General features: G+C 38.3%; 22 protein-coding genes. 9 read left to right on the top strand and 13 right to left on the bottom strand.

Annotation, left to right across the window (positions count from 1 at the left end; genetic code table 11):
• Position 1: 1 nt before the first annotated feature.
• From leuB to ilvD, 6 genes are all read right to left on the bottom strand, one after another.
• A complete protein-coding gene (gene leuB, locus PQQ29_RS10285) occupies positions 2-1,054 on the bottom strand; it encodes a 3-isopropylmalate dehydrogenase (RefSeq protein WP_033532886.1) in 1,053 nt (350 codons plus the stop codon).
• Between the two features lies 1 nt (position 1,055).
• Positions 1,056-2,594 (bottom strand): 2-isopropylmalate synthase, encoded by a 1,539-nt coding sequence (locus PQQ29_RS10280; protein WP_003769513.1) that lies wholly within the window; start codon positions 2,592-2,594, stop codon positions 1,056-1,058.
• 157 nt (positions 2,595-2,751) lie between these two features.
• Complete coding sequence (gene ilvC / locus PQQ29_RS10275; RefSeq protein WP_003727977.1) at positions 2,752-3,747, bottom strand: ketol-acid reductoisomerase; 996 nt, start codon at positions 3,745-3,747, stop codon at positions 2,752-2,754.
• A 97-nt stretch (positions 3,748-3,844) separates the two neighbouring features.
• Complete coding sequence (gene ilvN, locus PQQ29_RS10270; RefSeq protein ID WP_003723150.1) at positions 3,845-4,336, bottom strand: acetolactate synthase small subunit; 492 nt, start codon at positions 4,334-4,336, stop codon at positions 3,845-3,847.
• Complete coding sequence (gene ilvB / locus PQQ29_RS10265; RefSeq protein ID WP_010991745.1) at positions 4,337-6,058, bottom strand: biosynthetic-type acetolactate synthase large subunit; 1,722 nt, start codon at positions 6,056-6,058, stop codon at positions 4,337-4,339. It lies immediately after the preceding gene.
• An 18-nt stretch (positions 6,059-6,076) separates the two neighbouring features.
• Complete coding sequence (ilvD, locus tag PQQ29_RS10260; protein ID WP_003769508.1) at positions 6,077-7,771, bottom strand: dihydroxy-acid dehydratase; 1,695 nt, start codon at positions 7,769-7,771, stop codon at positions 6,077-6,079.
• A 689-nt stretch (positions 7,772-8,460) separates the two neighbouring features.
• Here ilvD and PQQ29_RS10255 point away from each other — a divergent pair.
• Together PQQ29_RS10255 and PQQ29_RS10250 are read left to right on the top strand one after the other, a co-directional pair.
• Positions 8,461-8,988 (top strand): GNAT family N-acetyltransferase, encoded by a 528-nt coding sequence (locus PQQ29_RS10255; protein WP_010991744.1) that lies wholly within the window; start codon positions 8,461-8,463, stop codon positions 8,986-8,988.
• Positions 8,961-9,446: a DUF6884 domain-containing protein gene (locus tag PQQ29_RS10250; protein WP_070753716.1), complete on the top strand. Its 486-nt coding sequence runs from the start codon at positions 8,961-8,963 to the stop codon at positions 9,444-9,446. The genes PQQ29_RS10255 and PQQ29_RS10250 overlap by 28 nt, the downstream gene beginning before the upstream one ends.
• Here the strand turns inward: PQQ29_RS10250 and PQQ29_RS10245 are convergent.
• The 3 genes from PQQ29_RS10245 to zwf all read right to left on the bottom strand — a co-directional run bounded on the left by PQQ29_RS10245 (position 9,429) and on the right by zwf (position 11,625).
• Entirely contained in the window at positions 9,429-9,566 is a 138-nt protein-coding gene (locus tag PQQ29_RS10245; RefSeq protein WP_003763184.1) for a hypothetical protein, read from the bottom strand. The two genes, PQQ29_RS10250 and PQQ29_RS10245, sit on opposite strands and share 18 nt — an antisense overlap.
• 33 nt (positions 9,567-9,599) lie before the next feature.
• Positions 9,600-10,031, bottom strand: a complete 432-nt coding sequence (locus tag PQQ29_RS10240) for a YueI family protein (protein WP_003767647.1) — start codon at positions 10,029-10,031, stop codon at positions 9,600-9,602.
• A gap of 118 nt (positions 10,032-10,149) precedes the next feature.
• Positions 10,150-11,625 (bottom strand): glucose-6-phosphate dehydrogenase, encoded by a 1,476-nt coding sequence (zwf, locus tag PQQ29_RS10235; RefSeq protein WP_187983927.1) that lies wholly within the window; start codon positions 11,623-11,625, stop codon positions 10,150-10,152.
• Positions 11,626-11,925: 300 nt separating this feature from the next.
• Here zwf and rnz point away from each other — a divergent pair, with 300 nt between their 5' ends.
• The 3 genes from rnz (at position 11,926) to dinB (ending at position 14,821) form a co-directional block, all read left to right on the top strand.
• Positions 11,926-12,846: a ribonuclease Z gene (gene rnz, locus PQQ29_RS10230; RefSeq protein WP_045552902.1), complete on the top strand. Its 921-nt coding sequence runs from the start codon at positions 11,926-11,928 to the stop codon at positions 12,844-12,846.
• Between the two features lie 4 nt (positions 12,847-12,850).
• Entirely contained in the window at positions 12,851-13,642 is a 792-nt protein-coding gene (locus PQQ29_RS10225) for an SDR family NAD(P)-dependent oxidoreductase (RefSeq protein WP_187983928.1), read from the top strand.
• 108 nt (positions 13,643-13,750) lie between these two features.
• Entirely contained in the window at positions 13,751-14,821 is a 1,071-nt protein-coding gene (gene dinB, locus PQQ29_RS10220; protein ID WP_010991742.1) for a DNA polymerase IV, read from the top strand.
• 36 nt (positions 14,822-14,857) lie between these two features.
• Here the strand turns inward: dinB and PQQ29_RS10215 are convergent, their stop codons facing one another.
• Both PQQ29_RS10215 and PQQ29_RS10210 read right to left on the bottom strand, forming a co-directional pair.
• Positions 14,858-16,057: a toxic anion resistance protein gene (locus tag PQQ29_RS10215; protein ID WP_003769495.1), complete on the bottom strand. Its 1,200-nt coding sequence runs from the start codon at positions 16,055-16,057 to the stop codon at positions 14,858-14,860.
• Positions 16,035-16,694: a 5-bromo-4-chloroindolyl phosphate hydrolysis family protein gene (locus PQQ29_RS10210; RefSeq protein WP_003763175.1), complete on the bottom strand. Its 660-nt coding sequence runs from the start codon at positions 16,692-16,694 to the stop codon at positions 16,035-16,037. Before PQQ29_RS10210 ends, PQQ29_RS10215 begins: the two co-directional genes overlap by 23 nt.
• 276 nt (positions 16,695-16,970) lie before the next feature.
• Here PQQ29_RS10210 and PQQ29_RS10205 point away from each other — a divergent pair, with 276 nt between their 5' ends.
• The 4 genes from PQQ29_RS10205 to timR all read left to right on the top strand — a co-directional run bounded on the left by PQQ29_RS10205 (position 16,971) and on the right by timR (position 20,410).
• On the top strand, positions 16,971-17,528 hold the full coding sequence (locus PQQ29_RS10205) for an NUDIX hydrolase (protein WP_010991741.1): 558 nt from the start codon (positions 16,971-16,973) through the stop codon (positions 17,526-17,528).
• A 562-nt stretch (positions 17,529-18,090) separates the two neighbouring features.
• Positions 18,091-18,978 (top strand): macrodiolide ABC transporter ATP-binding protein TimA, encoded by an 888-nt coding sequence (gene timA, locus PQQ29_RS10200; protein ID WP_003763173.1) that lies wholly within the window; start codon positions 18,091-18,093, stop codon positions 18,976-18,978.
• Positions 18,975-19,790 (top strand): macrodiolide ABC transporter permease TimB, encoded by an 816-nt coding sequence (gene timB / locus PQQ29_RS10195; protein ID WP_160466082.1) that lies wholly within the window; start codon positions 18,975-18,977, stop codon positions 19,788-19,790. Before timA ends, timB begins: the two co-directional genes overlap by 4 nt.
• Entirely contained in the window at positions 19,790-20,410 is a 621-nt protein-coding gene (gene timR / locus PQQ29_RS10190) for a macrodiolide transporter TimAB transcriptional regulator TimA (protein ID WP_187983929.1), read from the top strand. Before timB ends, timR begins: the two co-directional genes overlap by 1 nt.
• Before the next feature lie 14 nt (positions 20,411-20,424).
• On the opposite strand, the gene PQQ29_RS10185 is transcribed toward timR, so the two are convergent.
• The gene (locus PQQ29_RS10185) at positions 20,425-21,423 is read right to left on the bottom strand and encodes an NAD(P)/FAD-dependent oxidoreductase (RefSeq protein WP_003769486.1); all 999 of its coding nucleotides are present in this window, start codon (positions 21,421-21,423) and stop codon (positions 20,425-20,427) included.
• A complete protein-coding gene (locus PQQ29_RS10180; protein ID WP_010991738.1) occupies positions 21,413-22,237 on the bottom strand; it encodes an ABC transporter ATP-binding protein in 825 nt (274 codons plus the stop codon). Before PQQ29_RS10180 ends, PQQ29_RS10185 begins: the two co-directional genes overlap by 11 nt.
• Positions 22,238-22,343 lie beyond the last annotated feature (106 nt).

The following is a 22,343-nucleotide window of genomic DNA, read 5'->3' as shown; positions in this document are numbered from 1 at the left end:
TTTATTCTCCTCCTTCAATTTGTTTTAGAACTTCATTTGTAAAATCGGTTGTGGAAGTATTACCTCCAAGATCAGCAGTTAAAAATCCAGCTTGCATCGTTCTTGCTGTAGCCGCATCAATCGCATCTGCCTCTTTAAAAAGTGAAAAAGATTGACGGAGCATCATTGACACAGAAGAAATCATTGACATTGGATTGGCGATATTTTGATTAGCAATGTCTGGTGCAGATCCGTGAATTGGTTCGTATAAAGAAGGTCCATTTTCAGCGTGACTAGCAGAAGGGAGCATCCCAAGTGAGCCAGTGATAACAGATGCTTCATCGCTTAAAATATCACCGAATAAATTTTCCGTTACGATTACATCGAATGTCGTTGGCCGCTGAATCATTAGCATTGCAGCAGCATCAACGTACAAATGCTCTAATGTAATATCTGGATGACGACTTGCTACTTCTTCAGCAATTTTGCGCCATAATTTACTTGAAGCTAGCACATTTGCTTTATCAACAGAAGTTACTTTTTTATTTCTTGTCGATGCAATTTCGAATGCCTTTTCTATAATTCGTTCGATTTCCACGCGAGTATAGGTTAAAGAATCAACAGCAGCCACATCATCCCAATGTTTTGGTTCCCCAAAGTAAAGTCCACCAGTTAACTCACGAACAACAACAAAATCAGTATTTTCAACAATTTCCTTTTTTAAAGGAGAAAGATGTGTTATCGAACTAGGAACTTGAATAGGGCGGATGTTAGCGAAAAGACCAAGCGCTTTTCTGAGTGCAAGTAAGCCGTCTTCAGGTCGTTTAGGCGCATTATCCCACTTAGGACCACCGATTGCCCCAAGTAAAATTGCGTCGGCATTTTGGCAGGATTTTAAAGTTTCAGGAGGGATTGGATCACCAGCTGCATCAATTCCGGCTCCTCCAAAAGGGTGCGATTCAATTTCAAATGTATGATTGTATTTGGCAGCGATAGCTTCTAATATTTTGATTCCGGAAGCCATAATTTCCGGTCCAATTCCGTCGCCAGCTAAGGAAGTAATTTTATATGCCACGTTACTTTACCTCCTCGAAATCTGCTTGCTTACTTGTCGTTTTGCTTTTTCCGGATGCTTGCAAATAAGCTTTAGCACTAGCTGTTAAAACATCAAAATCGATACCGATACCATGGAATTCAGTGCCATTATCATCTTTAATGACGACATGGACTTCTGCTTGGGCATCTTGGCCTGCTGTAATCGCTTGAATACGATAATCGGTTAATTCAATATCTTGTTTCATTAGTCGGTTAATAGTATTATAAATGGCTTCAATGCTTCCTGAGCCGGTTGCTGCATCTTCTATTAACGCTCCATCACGTTCTTCAATCCGCACGATGGCACCTTGGACACCGCCAGTAACGTACTGTACTTGTAAATGTTTTAATTCGAAAGCATCATGAGATTCAGAAGATTGACCAAGAATTAGCGCATGCAAGTCTTCTTCGGTCACGTCTTTTTTTGCATCTGCAAGCTGTTTGAAACGTTTAAAAGCATCTTTTTGTTCTTGTTCACTCAGCGTATAACCCATTTCTTCCATTCGTGTATTGAAGGCATGTTTTCCAGAAAGTTTGCCAAGAGGAAGAGAATTTTTATCAACACCAACAAGAGCAGGGGTGATGATTTCATACGTATCTGGGTTTTTTAGAACGCCATCTTGATGAATACCGGATTCATGTGCGTATGCATTTCCACCTATTACGGCTTTATTACGAGGAACTGGCATACCAGACAAACGACTAATTAGATCACTTGAGTTTTTAAATTGATTCAAGACAATATTTGTTTCTGCTTGATAAAAATCTTTGCGGATGTGAAGTGCGACGGCAACTTCTTCTAGCGCCGTATTTCCAGCACGTTCACCGATACCGTTAATTGTACCTTCAACGCGTCTCGCACCATTTTCAATTGCAGCGAGCGCGTTAGCCGTAGCCATTCCAAGGTCATCATGACAGTGGGACGCGAAAATAATATCATCAAACTGCTTTATTTCCCGGCGCAAATCTTGAAACAATTGTCCGAATTCAGTTGGATTAGTGTATCCGACTGTATCTGGAATGTTAATAACGGTAGCTCCAGCATCAATCGCGGTTTGAACTGCTTCAATAAGAAAAGCACGATCTGAGCGCGTTGCATCTTCTGGTGAAAACTGTACAACGTCAAATTTTTGTCTAGCATAACTAATGTGGTGTTTAATGGAAGCAAGAACTTCCGCCCGACTCATTTTTAATTTGTATTCCATATGCACATCGCTCGTTGCTAAGAAGATATGTATTTGCGGGGAAACTGCGTCTTTAAGCGCTTCTTCCGCGCGGTCAATATCCGCTTCAACACAGCGTGCTAGCCCTGTTACAGAACAATGTTTAATCGCTTTTGCAATTGCCTTGACGCATTCAAAATCTCCAGGAGAAGAAATCGGAAAGCCGGCTTCAATCACATCAATTCCAAGTTTTTCGAGTTGTAAGGCAATCTGGATTTTCTCCTTTACGTCAAAATTAACTCCAGGGGTTTGTTCGCCATCTCTAAGTGTAGTATCAAAAAACTGGATTTTCTTCATTCGATTTCACCTCTTGTTTTATATTAGATAGGGAAGCGTGGATTTTTCCTGCTTTCAGTATCAGTTTAGGGAAGAAACACGTTCTTGCTTAAACTCATATTGAAAAAGGATAAACGGTTGCTAGGCGAAAAACTCGCCTAGCAATCCGCGGTAAGTATTAATGTTGTGGTTTTACAAATGGCATCATTTCGCGAAGTTCTGCACCAACTTTTTCGATTTGATGACCTTGTTGTTCTTTGCGCATTCTATGGAATTCTTTAAAACCATTTTTATTGTCGTCAATGAATGATTTAGCAAAGTTACCATTTTGAATGTCGGTAAGTACTTCTTTCATTGCTTTTTTCGTATCAGCTGTAACAACACGAGGGCCAGAAACATAGTCGCCGTATTCTGCTGTATTAGAGATCGAGTGGCGCATTTTTTCCATACCGCCTTCATACATCAAATCAACAATTAGCTTCATTTCGTGTAGTACTTCAAAATAAGCAAGTTCCGGTTGGTAGCCAGCCTCAACTAGTGTTTCAAATCCAGCTTGGATAAGATGAGTAGCGCCTCCACAAAGAACTGCTTGTTCACCAAATAGATCCGTTTCTGTTTCTTCTTTGAAAGTTGTTTCGATAACGCCAGCACGAGTTGCGCCGATACCTTTTGCGTAAGAAAGAGCTGTATCACGTGCATTTCCAGTTGCATCTTGGTAAATAGCGAATAGGGAAGGGACAGCGCCACCTTCGACAAAAGTACGGCGAACTAAGTGACCAGGACCTTTTGGAGCTACTAGGAAAACATCCACATCGCTTGGAGGATTAATTACGTCAAAATGAATATTAAAACCATGAGCGAAAACAAGTGCATTGCCAGCTTTTAGGTTAGGCTTGATTTCATTTTCATACGTTTCACCTTGTGTTTCATCTGGCAAAAGAATCATAATAACGTCTGCTTTTTCAGCTGCTTCACTAACAGAATAAACATCAAAGCCATCATTTCTCGCAGATTCGGCAGATTTACCTTCGCGAATTCCGATAATAACGTTATTGCCATTGTCACGTAGGTTTTGAGAATGCGCATGGCCTTGTGAACCGTACCCGATTACTGCTACTGTTTTACCTTCTAGTGCGTTATTTTTTACTGCATCTTCATAATAAACTTTTGTCATTTTTCCTAACCTCCAACTAGTTTCTTTTTATATTTCAGAAGAGCGAGATGCTATTCTGATGCTAGCAAAGCAACGAATTGCTCTGTAGTTAATGATTTCAGCCCATTTTTTTAGGACTTCTTGTAAAGCCAGTTACACCTGTTCTAGCCATTTGTTTAATGCCATATGGTCGAACTGTATCAACGAAAGCATCAATTTTTTCGCTTGTACCAGTTACTTGAATGACGACATTTTTAGTACCGACATCAATGACGGTGGCGCGAAATGGTTCGATTACTGCGTTTAGCTCAGAACGTAAAGCAGCGGGGGAGTTGATTTTGAGTAAAGCTAGTTCGCGTTCGATGTGCGCATCGTCAGTAATATCACTTACTTTGAGCACATCGATTTGTTTGTTAAGCTGTTTGGTTACTTGTTCAATTTCGTATAGTGAGTCGACATGGACGACGATGGTAATCCGAGAAACATTCGGGATTTCGGTCCAGCCAACAGAGATACTATCGATATTATATTGGCGTCTGGAGATAACCCCAGTGATACGATTTAGTACGCCAGATGAGTTATTCACTGTAGCAGTAATGATTCGGCGCATTTATTCCACTCCTTCCATTTGGTGATTTGGTTTACCGCTTGGAACCATTGGAAGTACTAGTTCATCTTTTGCAACATGAACATCAATGACAATTGGGCCAGGGTGCGCGAATGCTTTCCTTAAATCTTTTTCAAGCGTTTCAGGATTCGTCAAACGAACGCCTTTAACCCCATATGCTTCAGACAATTTCACAAAATCAGGTTGACTCGTGAAAATCGAATGGGAATATCTTTCATCGTGGAATTTTTCTTGCCACTGACGAACCATTCCGAGAGATCCATTATTGATAATGACTGTTTTTACATTAATCTGATAATCGTTTAAAATTGCTAGTTCTTGGTTAGTCATTTGGAAACCACCATCACCAACAACCGCGACTACTGTTTTGTCAGGGAAAGCAAGTTGTGCACCGACCGCTGCTGGAAATCCAAAGCCCATCGTGCCAAGACCACCGCTTGTAATAATTTGGTGATCAAATTGGAACGGATAGAACTGAGCTGTCCACATTTGATGCTGTCCAACATCGGTAGAAACAAGCGCCTCACCTTGCGTAATTTCACCAATAAGTTCAATTACACGCTGTGGTTTAATTTCCGCTTTTTTCGTCCTATCAAAATTAAAAGGATGACGGTTTTTACGAGTCATATTTAATTTGTACCAATGTGATGTATCTGGGTGAACCGGTAGTTCCATTTGTAACAGTTGTGTGAGTGTTTCATTAATGTCGGCAACAATTGGAATTTGGGTTTCGATAATTTTGCCGATTTCAGCGGGATCAATGTCGATATGAGCAATGGTTGCTTTCGTAGCAAAATCTTTTGGCGCGCTAGCAAGGCGATCATCAAATCTTGAACCAAAGTTAATGAGTAAATCGCAGTCAGTTAACGCCATATTTGCTGCGTAAGAACCGTGCATTCCTCCCATACCAAGAAATAAATCATGGTTTTGCGGAAAACTGCCAAGACCGAGCAGTGTATTAACAACAGGAATTTGATAACGTTCAGCAAATTCGAGTAATTCAGCCGTAGCTCTAGCATGGTTTACACCAGCTCCTGCAAGAATAAGAGGCTTACTACGAGCGGAAAGAGCTTGCATTAATTTTTCGAGTTGCAGTGGATTAGGTGAATAAGTCGGTTGATAACCTGGCAAGTCAATCGTATCAGGACGAACCGTATCCGTTTGAGTAATACCCATATCTTTTGGAATATCAACAACAACAGGACCTTTACGACCAGTATTTGCGATATGAAAAGCTTCGTTGACAATTTTTGGTAAGTCACGAACATCACGAACTTGGTAGTTGTATTTAGTAATTGGGATGGTGAGTCCAATCATATCTGCTTCTTGAAAAGCGTCTTTTCCGATACCAGGCGTATGAACTTGGCCTGTAAAAATAACTAAAGGAATAGAATCACTCATCGCATCTGCAATACCAGTTAATACATTTGTTGCACCAGGTCCACTCGTTACAACAACGACACCAGGTTTCCCAGTTACGCGGGCATAACCTTCAGCAGCATGAATCGCTCCTTGTTCATGCCTCGTTAGAATATGCGGAATATCACAGTCATAAAAGGCATCATAAAGAGGTAAAACAGCGCCACCTGGATACCCAAAAATCATTTCGACTTGTTGTTTTTTCAAGGAGTCAATTAAAAGTTCAGCTCCACTTTTATTTAGCTTTTTTGTCGCTTTTTCATTTGTCTTCGTCGTATCAATCACGCTTATCACCTCATTTTTTTAGTCGATTAAATCTTCTGGAATTTGCAAAATACCACCAGTGTGAGCACTTGTTACGAGTGCAGTATATCTTGCAAGATAACCAGTTTTTACTTTGGCTTTAAATTTCGGTAATTCTTTTCTTCTTTCTTCTAAAACTTCATCTGGAACATCTACATTTAACGTCCGATTTGGTAAATCAATTGTGATAATATCTCCGTCGTGAACAAGTGCGATTGGACCGCCAGCAGCAGCTTCAGGAGAAATGTGACCAACTGCAATCCCGCGTGTTGCTCCGGAGAAACGGCCATCTGTAATGAGTGCGACGTCTTTACCTAAACCGCGGCCAACAATACTAGATGTTGGAGCTAGCATTTCTGGCATTCCTGGTCCGCCTTTTGGACCTTCATAGCGAATAACTACTACATGACCTTCGCGAACCGTATGATTATCAATGGCTTCAACTGCCTCATCATGAGAACTAAAGCAAATAGCTTCCCCTTTGAAAACTTGTACGGAAGGATCTACACCACCAACTTTGATGGTTGCTCCTTTTGGTGCGATATTTCCAAACAACATGGAAAGTCCACCAACTGGGCTATAAGGATTTTCTTTTGGATGGATAACATCTGTATTATTAATTTTTGCATCAGCAACATTTTCTCTAATTGTCTTCCCAGTAACTGTTATGCGGTCTGGATGAATAGCGCCACCAAGATCAACAAGTTCTTTAATAATAGCTGAAACACCACCAGCTTCATGAACATCATGCATCGAGTAAGAAGAAGAAGGGGCGATTTTGGAAAGGTAAGGGACGCGTTTAGCGATGTCATTGATACGTTCTAAATCGTAATCTTCAATCCCAGCTTCATTTGCAAGGGCGAGTGTATGTAAAACAGTATTTGTAGAGCCACCCATTGCCATGTCTAGAGCAAATGCATCATCTATCGCATCTTTAGTAATAATGTCACGAGGACGAATATCTTTTTTCACTAAATCCATTAAATGGAATGCTGACTCTCTAATAAGTTCTCGGCGTGCATCCGAAACAGCAAGCGTTGTACCATTTCCCGGAACAGCCATACCGAGGATTTCCATTAAACAGTTCATTGAGTTTGCAGTGAACATTCCTGCACACGAGCCGCAAGTCGGACACGCGTTTGCTTCCATATCAAGGAAATCTTCTTGTGACATACTGCCTTCTTTAAAAGCACCAACCGCTTCAAAAACGGAAGAAAGAGTAAGGGCTTTTCCGTGAGCAGATAATCCAGCTTTCATAGGACCACCAGAACAGAAGATAGCAGGTACATTTGTACGGACAGAAGCAAGTAGCATACCTGGTGTGATTTTGTCACAGTTTGGAATGTAGAAAACACCATCAAACCAATGTGCATTAATGACGGTTTCAGCAGCATCAGCAATTACTTCACGAGAAGGGAGGGAGTAACGCATACCGATATGTCCCATAGCAATGCCGTCATCTACACCAATCGTATTAAATTCAAATGGGATACCGCCAGCTTCTCTAATAGCTTCTTTAGCCACATCCGCAAGTTCTCGCAAATGAACGTGACCTGGTACAATATCAATGTAAGAGTTACAAATAGCGATAAATGGTTTATCCATATCACCTGGACTTTTGATTTGACCTGTGGCATGCAGCAAACTTCTTGCTGGAGCCTGTTCAACACCTTTTTTAATTTTGTCACTACGCATATGACTTTACCCCATTTCTAATTAAGAATTATTTGCCGACGCTGAATTTTTAGAATTTGCAAAATAGCGTGGCATTAATATATATGAATAAGTAGTTGCTTGCTTGATAGTTACTTTTCTATGCTTAAACCTTGAAATCTAGCTAAAGAAAAAGCACCCCAATGATGAAAACAATGGGATGCTTTGCCAGAATCCCATTTAACGTAAACAGGACTCAAACTACTGTAAATTTCTACAGTGCTCAAAGTCCTTTTAGAGTAATAAAATTGTAATGACTGATTTGGTCGTTTTCATAAGTCATTATCCCCTTCGTTAAATGGTTTTAGATTTCCGATTAGTCGCACATTTTTGAAAAAAATTAATATCAAGAAATGTTATGTTATTATTTAATATATATGGTTGCCATGCGATTGTCAATTGTTATTTTGAAAGTTTTCCGTCAGTTTGCACAATTCAAGCAACTTACTCTTTTATACTAAATTAGTACCTGGTCTTATATTTGACTTATAACTTAAATGGAAGCGCATTCAAAAATGAAAGGTCAAGTATATAGTCAGAATAGTTTTATTTTTATAGTTTTACTCGAATTAATTAATATTTTGGATAAAAAATCACACATTAGTTGCGTTTTTATAGCAAATTCTGCTAAATTGAAAGTAATAAATTAGTAGGAAAGTCAGGTTTTTGCTGTGGATAATTTGGAAACAGATCGATTAATTTTAATAAACTACACATTAGAAATGATTCAAGCAACGATAAATGGGACAGAAGCTTTAGAAAAAACAAGCGGCTACCACGTGTCGCCTGACTGGCCCGGAATTGATTTCTTTTTTTATTTGCCATATGTATTAGAAAATGTAAAAAAAGACGATAAAATGATCAAATGGACACGTTTAGTCGTATTAAAAACAGAAAATAAAATTATAGGTGAAATTGGCGGACAAGGAAACCCCGATGAAACGGGAGAAATCGAAATTGGCTACAGTATTGTCCCAGATTATCAAAATAAAGGATATATGTCAGAAGCGCTCATTAGTATGATTGATTGGTTAGAACATCAACCCGTCATTAACCGCATATTTGCCAGATGTTATGAGCAAAACGAAGCTTCTATCCAAGTACTAAAGCATAATCATTTTGTACATATTAAAGAAAAAGATACTGAAGAGAAACAAGGAAGAGTGATGATGTGGGAATATCCAATAAAACAAACCTGATTATTATCGCCTCAGGAAAACCGAAAATTTGGGATAAGCTTCCGGATATTGGTCCAGTTAAGGCAAGTGAAGTGTATACCGGAACGTTTCATCGTTTAAGTAAAGCTTATGCGGAACAGTTTGCGGATAATTATTTGATTTTATCCCCCAAATATGGATTTTTAAGACCAGATGATATTGTTGCAAAAACCTATGATGTCCGTTTTACGATGAAAGGGGTAGGGGAAGACACAATTCAGCTTGATGAACTGAAAGAACAGTGGAAGCAACTACAAATAAACCCTTCTGAACCAATCCCGATGTTAGGCGGCAAAAAATTCAGAGGGTTACTAATGAGTATTACTGACGGTAAACAGCCTTTCAGTTTTCCACTTGAAGGTGCGACTGGAATTGGTATTATGCAACAGGAGTTAAAGCAAGCTGTCGCGACGAATGTTCCACTAAATTGTGCTAAGTAGAAGAAGGGCGGCAGTTATTAGTAAAAACATAACTCCCATATTGACGTTTTTCCGAATGAAGAAATATATGGTTTGTAGTGCCATTAAAATAGCGAGTGATACAGTAATAAGGTGTAGCATAGATCGACCTCCTATATGTTTACACGGAAAAACTTAATTAAATAGTTTACGAACCTTCTCGAGTAACGAGGTAGGTTCTTCTTCGGCGTTTTCTTGTTCTTCCTTATACAAATGAATATCTTCTTTATTGACCGCTTTTTGACAGGCAAGGACGAGATAAATATCTGTTTCACCTTCTAAACGACTGACGATAGAAAATTCATGTTTACATTTTTCCGCTAGCTTAATGTAAGGGCGCAGAGAATTATAGTGCAGTAATCCATTTAACAAAAGCTTCGAGTCACTGTTTTCTAGTATTGCTTTTTCTAGTTCTGGAAGATATTCTTGGGTTAAAACTTCTTCTTTTGTGAGCGCAACTAATACTCGTTCGCGGTAAGTTCCTAAGTATTTCTTCTTCTCAGCGGGATTAATTTCTTTTGCCCCATACATGCCTTTTTCTAGGTAGTCATCAATATTTTCAGCCATTATATGAGCTCCTTTAACTAGTTAGTTTTCCTCTCTATTCTAACATGCATAGGGGTTTTTGCAAGTAAACAAAGAAAACCAGAAACAGGCTAAAATAGCCATATTTCTGGTTTTTTGATTAATCGATTGGGAACCACTGGAATCCGTCACGTTGGATAAGGTCGCCTGCTTCTTTTGGACCCATCGAACCGGATTTGTAGTTAGGGAAGTGGTCTTTAGTATTTGTCCAAACATCTGCCACATGGTCGATAAAGTTCCATGATAGCGATACTTCATCCCAGTGAGAGAAGTAAGTTGCATCACCGCGTAGGCAGTCTAAAATTAATTTTTCATAAGCTTCAGGTGTATTCATACCATCTGGAGAAGAATGAATGTAATTTAAGTTAACTGGCATTGTAACCATTCCTTGACCAGGTTCTTTTACATTCAAATGAAGTGTAATACCTTCGTCCGGTTGGATATGAATAACAAGTACGTTACCACCAAGCGATTGTTGTTGCCCGAATAAATTCAGTGGCACATCTTTGAACTGAATCGCAATTTGGGTTGTTTTCTTCGCAAGACGTTTACCAGTACGAATATAAAATGGAACACCAGCCCAGCGGAAGTTATCGATTTCAAGTTTAGCTGCAACGAAGGTTTCCGTATTGGAATGAGGATCCACATTATCTTCTTGACGATAGCCTTTGAGTTCTTTGCCACCTACTTCACCAGGCCCGTATTGACCACGAATAAAGTTTTGGTGAACTTCTTTACCTTCAAAAACGCGTAACGAACGAAGCGCGCGAACTTTTTCATGACGAATCTCGCGTGTCGTTAAGTTAATTGGCGGCTCCATCGCAAGTAAAGAAACGATTTGGAGAATATGGTTTTGAACCATGTCTCGTAGTGCGCCACTTTCGTCATAATAACGTCCTCGGTCTTCAACGCCGAGCACTTCTGTCAAAGTAACTTGAATGTTATCAATGTAACGATTATTCCAAAGCGATTCAATGATAGAATTGGCAAAACGAATAACCGAGATATTTTGGATCATTTCTTTTCCTAAATAATGGTCAATACGATAAATTTCATCTTCCTTGAAAGCTTGACGAAGCGAATTATTTAATTCTTCCGCACTAGCTAAATCATGACCAAATGGTTTTTCGATAATTAAACGATGGAAACCGTCTGTGTCTACAAAACCTTCAGATTTAATGCGGCTAGCAATCGTTCCAAAGAAGTTCGGTGCCATTGCAAGATAGAAAAGGCGATTACCACCTAATTCATATTTAGCGTCTAATTCATCAGACAAATCTTTTAAAGTTACATAAGATTCTTTATTTGTTACATCATGGGATTGATAGTAGAAATGAGAAGCAAATGCATCCGCGTCTTTTTCGGAACCGTCAATGTCTTTGATAGACTCTTTTACTTTATCACGGAAGAAATCGTTACTCCATTCACGACGAGCCGTTCCAATTACAGCAAAATTGTCGCCAAGAGATCCCTTACTGTACAAATGATATAGCGAAGGGTAAAGTTTGCGATTTGCCAAATCTCCCGTACCGCCAAAAATAGTAATCAGTGCTTTTTGTTCTAACTCATCTGTCATACGTCATTTACCCTCTTTCTTATTCTCTTAATGGCAAAAAATTAACTGCTAAGAAAAAGATTTCTTAGTTTGAAAAGAACCCCACAAAAAAAGGCCTTATTAAATGAGCTATTAATTTTCCTCATTAGTCCATACTATTTTATCCATAAAGAAGCATTTGTGCAACTGTTTGGTTCGAATATTTTTTTAATTTGACAGTTATTTCTGAATTATAAGGGTTTTTAGCATGAAAATGTTTATTTCCTGTTCGATTAAGAATGTGATAAAATAAGACACGAACTGGGAAGGGAATGGAACAAAATGGAACTTGTTTTTTTAGGAACTGGAGCAGGCGTACCGTCGCGAGGCCGTAATGTCACATCCATCGCACTTTCAATGTTAAATGAACGAAACGCAATTTGGCTTTTTGATTGCGGGGAAGCAACCCAACATCAAGTTTTGCGAAGCCATATCAAACTTAGCAAGCTAGAAAAAATATTTATTACTCACATGCACGGAGACCATATTTTTGGACTACCAGGCTTATTAAGTAGCCGTTCTTTTCAAGGTGGAGACTCCGATTTGACTATTTATGGCCCAGCTGGAATAGCTGAATATGTCGAAACTTCCTTAAGACTCAGTGGAACAAGGCTTACATATAAAATCAATTTTGAAGAAATAGAGCCAGGTGTGATTTTTGAAGATGAGATGTTTCTAGTTACAGCTGACGATCTTGACCACGGCGTACGCAGTTTTGGTTACCGCATTGTTGAAAAAGATAAACAGGGCGCACTTAATGCTGAAAAACTAAAAGCAGACGGCGTCGAAGCGGGACCAGTTTTTCAAAAGCTAAAAAACGGCGAAATCGTAACATTAGCTGATGGACGCGTAATCGATGGTAAAAATTATATCGGTGAGCCACAAAAAGGGAAGATTATTAGTATTTTTGGTGATACAAAAGAAACTATTAGCGAACTAGAATTGGCAATGAACGCCGATATTTTGGTTCATGAAGCAACATTTGAAGGTGATAAAGCAAAAATGGCAGGAGAATATATGCATTCGACAACGCTTCAAGCGGCAAACCTTGCTAAAGCTGCCAATGTCAAAAAATTAATTTTAACCCATATCAGCTCAAGATATGATCGAGATGCAAGTAAAGAACTATTAATAGAAGCAAAAACTGTTTTTGAAAATACTGAAATAGCTTATGACTTAGCTGTTTTTCAAGTAGGAGAGTGACAAAATGAACCCTTTTTTGAAGAATAAAACGGTATTAATTACCGGGGCTTCTAACGGTCTTGGCGCTGAAATTGCAAGACAAGTTGCTGCGTCCGGTGGCAATGTTATTATAACAGCCAGAAGTACGGAAAAATTACTAGATTTACAAAAAGATATACATGATAATTTTTCAGTAGAAGCGACTTATTTTACTTTAGATATGACTGATTTCGAGCAAGTGAAACAAGTCAGCGCAGAGATAAATGCTTCGTATCAAATCGACGTATTAGTCAACTGTGCAGGTTTTGGTTTATTTGAAAACGCGGTAGATATTCCATTTGAGACAATTGAAAAAATGTTTGATACGAATGTACTGGGCTTAATTCAACTCACACAACTGATTTTACCGCAAATGCAAGCACGCAAAGCAGGACATATTATTAATATTGCTTCCCAAGCTGCTAAAATAGCTACACCGAAATCAACTGTTTACTCAGCTACGAAATATGCGGTTTTAGGTTTTTCTAATGCACTTCGTTTAGAAATAATGCCAGATAAAATCCATGTTACAACGATCAATCCTGGCCCAATTGCCACAAACTTTTTCGATGTAGCGGATAAATCAGGAAACTATTTAGAAACAGTTGGCAAATTAGTGTTACAGCCAGAAAAGGTTGCGCGTAAAACAGTGCAAATTATGGGAACTAAGCGCCGCGAAATCAATTTACCTTTTGTAATGAATATTGCGACACGACTTTATCAAGTAATGCCACAAGTTATCGAATTCTTCGGTAAAGGGGCATTTTTAAAGAAATAAATCAGAAGAAAATACCTTATGAAAATAGGGTATTTTTTTCTTGTAATTAATGAGTTTAACCTTTATAATTGAATAAGAACGCTTGTTCGTTTTAAGGGAGATGCAGTTATGGATACGAGTAGAAAAATTATTCATATTGATATGGACGCTTTTTATGCATCTGTAGAACAACGCGACCATCCTGAGTTCCGAGGAAAGCCGCTTATTATTGGTGGGGATCCTAATAAACGTGGAGTTGTTGCGACTTGTTCTTATGAAGCGCGCAAATTCGGTGTGCATTCAGCTATGCCCACCAGACAAGCCGCTAAACTTTGCCCGAACGGTATTTTTATTCACGGCAATATGGCTCATTATGTAGAGGTTTCTAATCAAATCCGCGAAATCTTTTCCAGATATACGGATATTATCGAACCACTCTCTTTAGATGAAGCTTATTTGGATGTAACTGAAAATAAAAAAGGAATGAAATCCGCCACAATGGTTGCACGTGAAATCCAGCAGACGATTTACCGCGAGCTTGGTCTAACTGCTTCTGCCGGCGTATCATTTAATAAATTTATCGCAAAAATCGCTTCTGATTTTAAGAAACCTGCTGGGATTACCGTGGTTGCACCTGAAGAAGCAGAAGCCTTTTTAGAACAAATTCCTGTAACCAAATTTTATGGGGTAGGGAAAGTGACAGCGGAAAAATTACATCGCCTTGGAATAGAAACTGGAGCAGATTTGAAGAAGTGGAGCGAATGGGACCTTATTCGTGAATTGCATAAGCATGGCTATCAGTTGTATCGACATGTTCGAGGTCGTTCGAATAACATTGTGAATCCGCATCGTGATCGCAAATCAGTAGGCAAAGAAACGACTTTTGAATTTAACGTATTGGATAACCGCATACTCGAGCAAAGTTTAATGAAGTTTGCTAAGAAAGTGGAAGAACGTCTCATTAAGTTACAAAAACACGGCAAGACAGTAGTACTAAAATTGCGCTATAGTGACTTTACCACAATTACCAAACGGCTTACTTTAAACGAATATACCAATGATGCGAATCAAATTTACCAAGCGGCTGCATTACTTCTACGAGAAAGCTACAAAGGACAAGATAGCATTCGTTTGATTGGACTTACCGTAACCAATTTAAAACCCGTTTATTTTGAAAATTTACGTTTAGAAGGACTTTAAAAAAGGCTAGCACGATTTAGGTGCTAGCCTTTTTGATTATTTCATTTCCAGTAAACGTTCTTTCAGTTCTTGCTCCATTGTAACTAGTTCTTTCTCTGCTACGGCACGTTTAGCACGGCCTTCTTGTTGGATTTTAAGTGTTTCTTGCAAGGTTTCAATTAAGCTGGACTGTGTTTCTTTAAGTGTTTCGATGTCCACGATACCTCTTTCATTTTCACGCGCTGTTTCGATCGCGTTTGTTTTTAGCATATCGGCATTTCGTTTTAGAAGTTCGTTCGTTGTTTCAGAAACTTGGCGTTGAGCGGCTACGGCTTGTTGTTGACGAAGCAACGTAAGCGCGATGGCTACTTGGTTTTTCCAAAGCGGAATTGCAGTCATAATGGAAGACTGAATTTTTTCAGCGAGTGCTTGGTTTGTATTTTGGATTAAACGTATTTGCGGCGCTTGTTGGATAGTGATTTGACGACTTAAGCGTAAATCATATACACGCTTATCAAGTCGATCCGCAAATTGTGTTAAATCATTTACTTCTTGATAATCCATTTGATCGCCAGTTTGTTCTGCTTTTTTGCGAAGTTCTGGGAGCATTTTTGTATTAATTTCTTCTAATTTTAATTCTCCAGCAGCAATGTAAATGTTAAGTGCTTGGAAGTAATCTTTATTTTTATCATAAAGCTGTTCTAGGAAAGAGTTATCTTCCATTAAACGCTTTTTGGAATGTTCCAGTTTCAACGCGATGCGGTCAATTTGGGTACCAATTTTTTGATATTTAGAAGTAATTTCATTGATGGATTGTTTAACTCGGTGGAACATTTTTGTGAAGACGTTTTTGTTGCGAGCAGCTAGTTCATCTGGATCCGCTTCTTGCAAGCGGAACATTAAATCACTAATAATATCGCCAATTGGTCCAACATCTTGCTTTTGCACATGAGCTAACATCGAGTGAGAAAAGTCATGCAATTTAGCTTGGGCAGGTGCTCCGTAACCAAGAATCGCTGCTTGATTTCCAGGTTCGATTTGTTTGGATAACTCTAACGCTTGTTTTTTATTTGTTTCAGTAAGCATATCAACTAGGCGGGGAGCCGCATCTGTTTCGTTATTTACGATACTTGCAGCTGATTCGCCGTCTGATCCGAATGGGTTAGCTAGAAGATCATCTAATGTTTGGTTAAACTCTTTCTCCACTACTAAATCTTTTAATTCATTTGTTTCTTCACTTGGCTTGTTCTCGGTCATCTTTTGTACCCCTTTCGAATTTCTTTTTCTGTTTGGAAATGGAGTTTTTCGCTACTTCTAATTCAAAATCGAGATTGTTTACATCTTGATTCAAAAGTGTAAATAAATCCTTTTCAATAACACGACTTAAATCATTTAAAAGTGTGCGTGTATCAGAAAGCGTTTGATAAATTTTCTTGTCTTTTACAGGTTGTTTTTCTAAGAAAGCATATTTTTCGGTGAGCTCTACTAAAGAGTCAAGATGAGAGAAAAAGAAATCTTCTGCTTCATAAAAACGTTTAGGTTCTTCTTTTACAATGCCGTAAATTCTTTTAGTAAGTAAAAGTGTTTTGTTGCGCTCTTGGAAAGAATATAGCGCTTTGTTTTGTGTCATGATTTTTTGAAGGCGGATAATTTTCACACGAGCTTCTTCTAAGTTAGTACGAATATATTTATATTCTTTCTTGGTTAATCCAGTTGCAATCATTTGCGCCCGGTCTCCAGCTTTAGATGAAAAGAAAAATAGGATAGCTGCAACAGCGATAACAATTGTTGCAATTACCAAGCCACTATGGATAAGTGAAGTAAGAATACCACCCAAAATAATGACAAGTAAAATAGAACCTGTGAATGCTAATATCTTTTTAAAAACGGTCATTATACATCTTCTCCTTTAAGTACCTGTTTAAAAGGTCCGCTTTTTCTTAATAGTATATTTTTCTAAAAATAAAGATTGATGGAATGTAACTACCATTTAAGTATATTTAGTATGTGAGCACTAAGCAAGTAGCATGGTTTTTATATTTTAGAAAGTGTCCTTTATTTGTTCTTATCATACCATATTTAGAAAACAGATGTTATCAGTCGTGCGATGTAAATTAAACTCGGACTTAGTTATGTTATAATGAAAAAAAACGAGAAGTAGGTGGCAGAAATGGACTCACTAGAGGAAAAAACGCTTCATACAGAAAAGATTTTTAGTGGAAATGTTATTGAATTGCAAGTAGATGATGTGGAGTTGCCGAATGGGGAAAAGAGCAAGCGCGAAATCGTCAAGCATCCCGGAGCTGTGGCAATTATACCTTTTTCAGCAGATGGAAGAATGTACTTAGTAGAACAATTCAGAAAGCCACTCGAAAAAAACATTATCGAAATTCCAGCCGGTAAAATGGAGCCGGGGGAAGATCCGCTCGTGACCGCAAAACGGGAACTAGAAGAAGAAACTGGTTTTCAGTCCGATGATTTAACATATCTCACTTCTTTTTATACATCACCTGGGTTTGCTAGTGAACTTTTACATATTTATGTAGCACGGGATCTTCGGAAAATGGAACACCCTCTAGCACAAGATGCAGATGAATTTATTAATTTAGTCAAAGTAACGATGGAAGAAGCAGAACAGTTAATAGCACAACAATTCATTCATGACGCAAAAACAATGTACGCGATACAGTACTGGAAATTACAACTATTAATAGAAGAAAACGAATAAACCGGATGAAAAACTTCTTTGGGAATACTTGGCATAAAGAATGGAAATATGTTATCATAAACATGAAAAGAGAGCCATGCAAGAACATGACCCTCAAATGTAAGCCCCATTTAAGGTGGCAGCTAGTCTAATATGGTATAAAAATAACCACTAAACTCGCCAAAGTTTATGAGTGGTTATTTTTTTGTGTTATTTTGACTGTTTAGTAACAACACTAAAGTTGTAAAAGCAACTGCAAAAGAGAGTGCTTCATAAACGGTCATGGGTTATCCTTTCCAGGAGTTCCTAACAAAAAAGTCATAGGCATCCCCCTTTCTTGTTGAAAGAGCTAGCCACCACCATAAACTTGCTATATCACCTGGAACTTAGTTATTCTATCCGTAATAAAGCGATTATTGAAATTAGTATTATCAAGCTAAAAGTGGAATTTTAAAGACTTTAGATAGCATGAAAAACAGTAATTTGGATACTATTATTGATTATAGTTTTTGATTGACTACCTGGTCAAAAGTGGTTATACTCAAGTTGACTAAGTGGTCAATAAAAAGGTGGAGGAGAGAACATGGAAGCAATTAAGGTGGAATCACTCACAAAAAATTATCATAAAAAACGAGCAATTGAAAATGTGAATTTGTCGGTAAATGAAGGCGAATTATACGGTTTTATCGGTCCAAATGGAGCTGGGAAATCAACAACTATCAAAGTCTTATTGAATTTTATTTATGCAACGAGCGGAAGTGCCACGGTTCTCGGAAAAGATGTAGTGAAACAGTCAGCAGAGATTAAGAAAATGGTCGGATATGTCCCTAGTGAAGTTCGCTATTATCCACAAATGACTGCAAATGATATTATCCACTATGCTGCTAAATTCCATCAAATCAAAAATGCAACACAAAAAATGAATAGATATTATGAAATGTTTTCGATTGATCCGAAAAAACGCTTTGGTGAAATGTCGCTTGGAAATAAGAAGAAAGTAGCGATTGTTGCTGGACTTATTACCGAACCGCAATTATTCATTTTGGATGAACCAACGAACGGCCTTGATCCTTTGATGCAACATTATTTATTTAAAGAAATGACCGAGCGGAATAAAGAGGGGATGACGATTTTTCTTTCAAGTCATAATTTACGTGAGGTTCAAGAATACTGCACGAGAGCGGCTTTTATTCGAAACGGGAACATTATCGCGGTGGAAGATATTGCCAATCAGCAAATGACTGGCAAAGTGATTGCACTCAAAGGGACGAATTTGCCCCTAGAAAAATTAACGAATGCGGGTGCAAGAATTATCGAAAATGAAACAGGCAAAGCACGACTTATTTTTGATGATGATATTAAAACAATTTTGCCACTATTACAGGAAAAAGAAATTACGGATTTAACGATTACAAATCAGGAATTAGAAGATAAATTTATGACACTATATGAAGGGGGAGAAATCAAATGAACATCTTACACATTGAATGGAAAACAAGAATAAAAAGCCTTGTTGTTTGGTCCGTTGTAGTAATTGTGATTTTAGGTGTTTTTATGGCTTTCTTCCCTAGTATGCAAAGTAGTGGTATGCAAGATTTAGTGAATACGAAGATGAATGCACTTCCGCAAGATATGATGAAAATTTTGCATATGGATTCAATGGCGGATTTAACGAATATTGATGCTTATTTTGCGTATGTTTTTCAGTATATTTTTATTGCGGCATGCGTATATGCGGCATTGATTGGTGCGCAGGCTTTAATAAAAGAAGAAACAGATGGCACAATTGAATTTCTATATGCCCAGCCTATTACTCGGTCTAGTCTTGTGTTTTGGAAAATGGTTGGGAATTTATTATCTTTCGTGGCTTTTTGGTTGATTACGTTTGTGGCTTCTGTTGTGCTCGTTCTTGTTTTAAAACCAAGTGGGGTAGATAGCGGGAATTTAGTGATGGAGCTTGTTCGAGTGTTTTCAAGTGAGTTACTTGTTGCAGCTGTATTTATGAGTGTGGGCTTTATGGTGTCAGCAGTGTTACGTTCCGCTAAACAAGCTTCTCCCGTCGCTCTTGCTCTTGTTTTCTTAACTTATATTTTAGGTATAATGGCCGGGTTAAATGATAATGTTGACTTTTTCAAATACTTTTCGCCAATCAATTATGCGATTCCATCAGAAATTATGGATAAAGGGATTACTGGAACGAATGCACTAATTTCCTGCGCGGTGATTATTGTAGCGGTAGCAGCTACTTTTGTTCTTTATAAGAAAAAGGATTTGAAAGTATAATGGATGAAAAACGACTAAAAATTTTAGAAGCGGCGATGGAAGAGTTTACAGAAAAAGGCTATCAGGCAGCTAGTACTAATAAAATTTGTGCAAAAGCGGGCGTTTCCAAAGGGCTTATTTTTCATTATTTTGGCTCTAAAGAAAAACTTTATATTGCAGCAGTGTCTTACGCGGTTGATTTTGCGACGAATGAGGTTAGTTTGGAAGAGAAACGATGGAGTGATTTTGTCGAGATGGCGATTTGGTCAACGAAAATGAAACTGGATTTTAATCGTAAATATCCTGCGATTTTTGGTTTGATTATGCAAGCTTACGGAAATCCACCGCCAGAATTGAAAGGTAAATTAGATTGCTTTTTCGATAAGGCAATTGAGCGGTCTGAAGCGCAAATGAATCAAGTTTTAAACGAAATGCAGTTAAAAAAAGATGTGAACATGGATGCGGCGCGAAAAGTGATGGAAGCACTTTTTCAGCATATTACAGAGAAAAGTACGGTGTTTTTGCAAAGACATCCGAATGCGACGATGGAAGATTTTATTCCACTTGCCAATGATTTTACGGAAATGATGCGAATTGTCGAATTTGGTATATGTGAAGAAAAAAAGGATTCGGGCGAGTGAGCCCGAATCCTTTTTTAACCAATAAAGCTTTCGTGATGGGTACTAATCATTGCTTCGTCTCTTGCGGTAGGTTCTAAATATTTTTTGGCGCTATTAATCGCAATAGGACCTTCATGTAATCCAGCTGCGATAATGCGGATTTTTCGTGAATAGGTCGCGCTATCTCCACAAGCAAAAATACCTGGTACAGTCGTTTTCATTTCGTCATCAACAACAATACCGAAATCTGCTAGTTCAAAGCCCCATTCAGCCATCGTTCCAAGGTCAACTTTGACACCGTGATTAATAAAAAGTGCTTCTGTTTCAATCGTTTTAGTAACTTGTGTTTGGTTACAGCAAATGTTTATACTTGCTAGTTGATTATTTGCTCCGATTAATTCCTTGATTTCATGATGGATATGAATTTCAACGCGGGAATTTTTAAGTTCACGAACACTTTCTTCATGCGCTTTAAAATCTTCGCCACGATATATTAAATGCACTTTTTTTGCAATTGGTTCAAGTGTTTGCGCCCAGTCAATAGCGGAATTTCCGCCACCAGAAACCGTAACGATTTTGTCGCGAAATTGTTCAAGGTTTTTAACGTCATAATTGATGGCTAGCGGGAAATCGTCCACATGCATTGCTTCTAATTTATTGACTTCAAAAGTGCCGCTTCCTGTTGCGATAACAACCGTTTTAGAAAAATGAATACTGCCATTATGTGAAGTTAGTTGAAACACGCCATCAGTTAGTTTAGTTACATCAACTACTCGTTCATTACATACAATAGTAGGGTGAAAGGTTTCTGCTTGCTCTTTTAAATTGGCAACGAGATTAGCTCCAGTAATAGCTGGAATTCCACCAATATCACGAATAATTTTTTCCGGGAAAAAGTAGCGGACTTTGCCACCAACATCTGGTTCAGCATCAATAATTTTTGTTTTCATGGAACGTAAACCACTATAAAATGCGGAAAATAGCCCAATTGGACCGCCGCCAATAATCGTTACATCATACACTTCATTTGGCAATGGAATCAAGCTCCTTTACAATTTCGCACCCGTTGCAAGTTTCGTATGGGAGACAAAGAGGGACACCGCTGCGTGGGTCAATTAAAATATCGGCTTTAATATTAAATACGTCTTCTAACGTTTCTTCAGTCATTACGTTAACTGGCGAACCTTCTGCAACTACTTTTCCTTCTTTAATAGCAATCATATGATGAGCGTAACGAGATGCGTGATTTAAATCATGAACAACCATCACGATTGTACGGTTTTCTGATTGATTTAATTGTTTGAGTAGGTTAAGGACGTCTAGTTGGTGAGTCATGTCTAAAAAGGTTGTCGGTTCATCGAGGAATAGTACGTCTGTTTCTTGCGCGAGCGACATTGCTATCCAAGCACGTTGGCGTTGTCCGCCTGATAAACTGTCAATCGGTCGGTCCGCAAATTCAGTTAAATTCGTTACACGCAATGACCAGAAAATAATTTCCCGATCTTTTGCGGTAATTGATTTAAAACTGCTTTGATGCGGAGAGCGGCCATAAGAAATTAATTCAAACACCGTCAAACCATCAGGTGCTGAAGGATTTTGTGGCAAAATAGCTAATTGTTTGGCAATTTCTCGTGTCGGTTCATTATGAATTTTCTTGCCGTCTAAATAAACAGCGCCTTTGCTAGGTTTCATCAAGCGGGACATCGTCTTTAAAATAGTTGATTTCCCGGAACCATTTGCCCCAACTAAGGCAGTTATCTTATTAGCAGGAATGGCTATATCTAAACCATCAACAATGATTCGTTTGTCGTATGAAATTTGTAAGTTATCTGTATGAAGGTCTTTCATTTTCATCGCTCCAATTTAAAGTTAAGGTGATAATCATTCTCAATGGTTAAGTATAGAGTTTTTACGTTAAAGATGCAAGTGATACTTTGTCAGAGAGGATTTGCAC

The organism is Listeria innocua, from assembly GCF_028596125.1.
Lineage (GTDB): Bacteria > Bacillota > Bacilli > Lactobacillales > Listeriaceae > Listeria > Listeria innocua.
The sequence above is the reverse complement of the archived record's forward strand: the minus strand, read 5'-3'. Positions and strand labels throughout refer to the sequence as shown.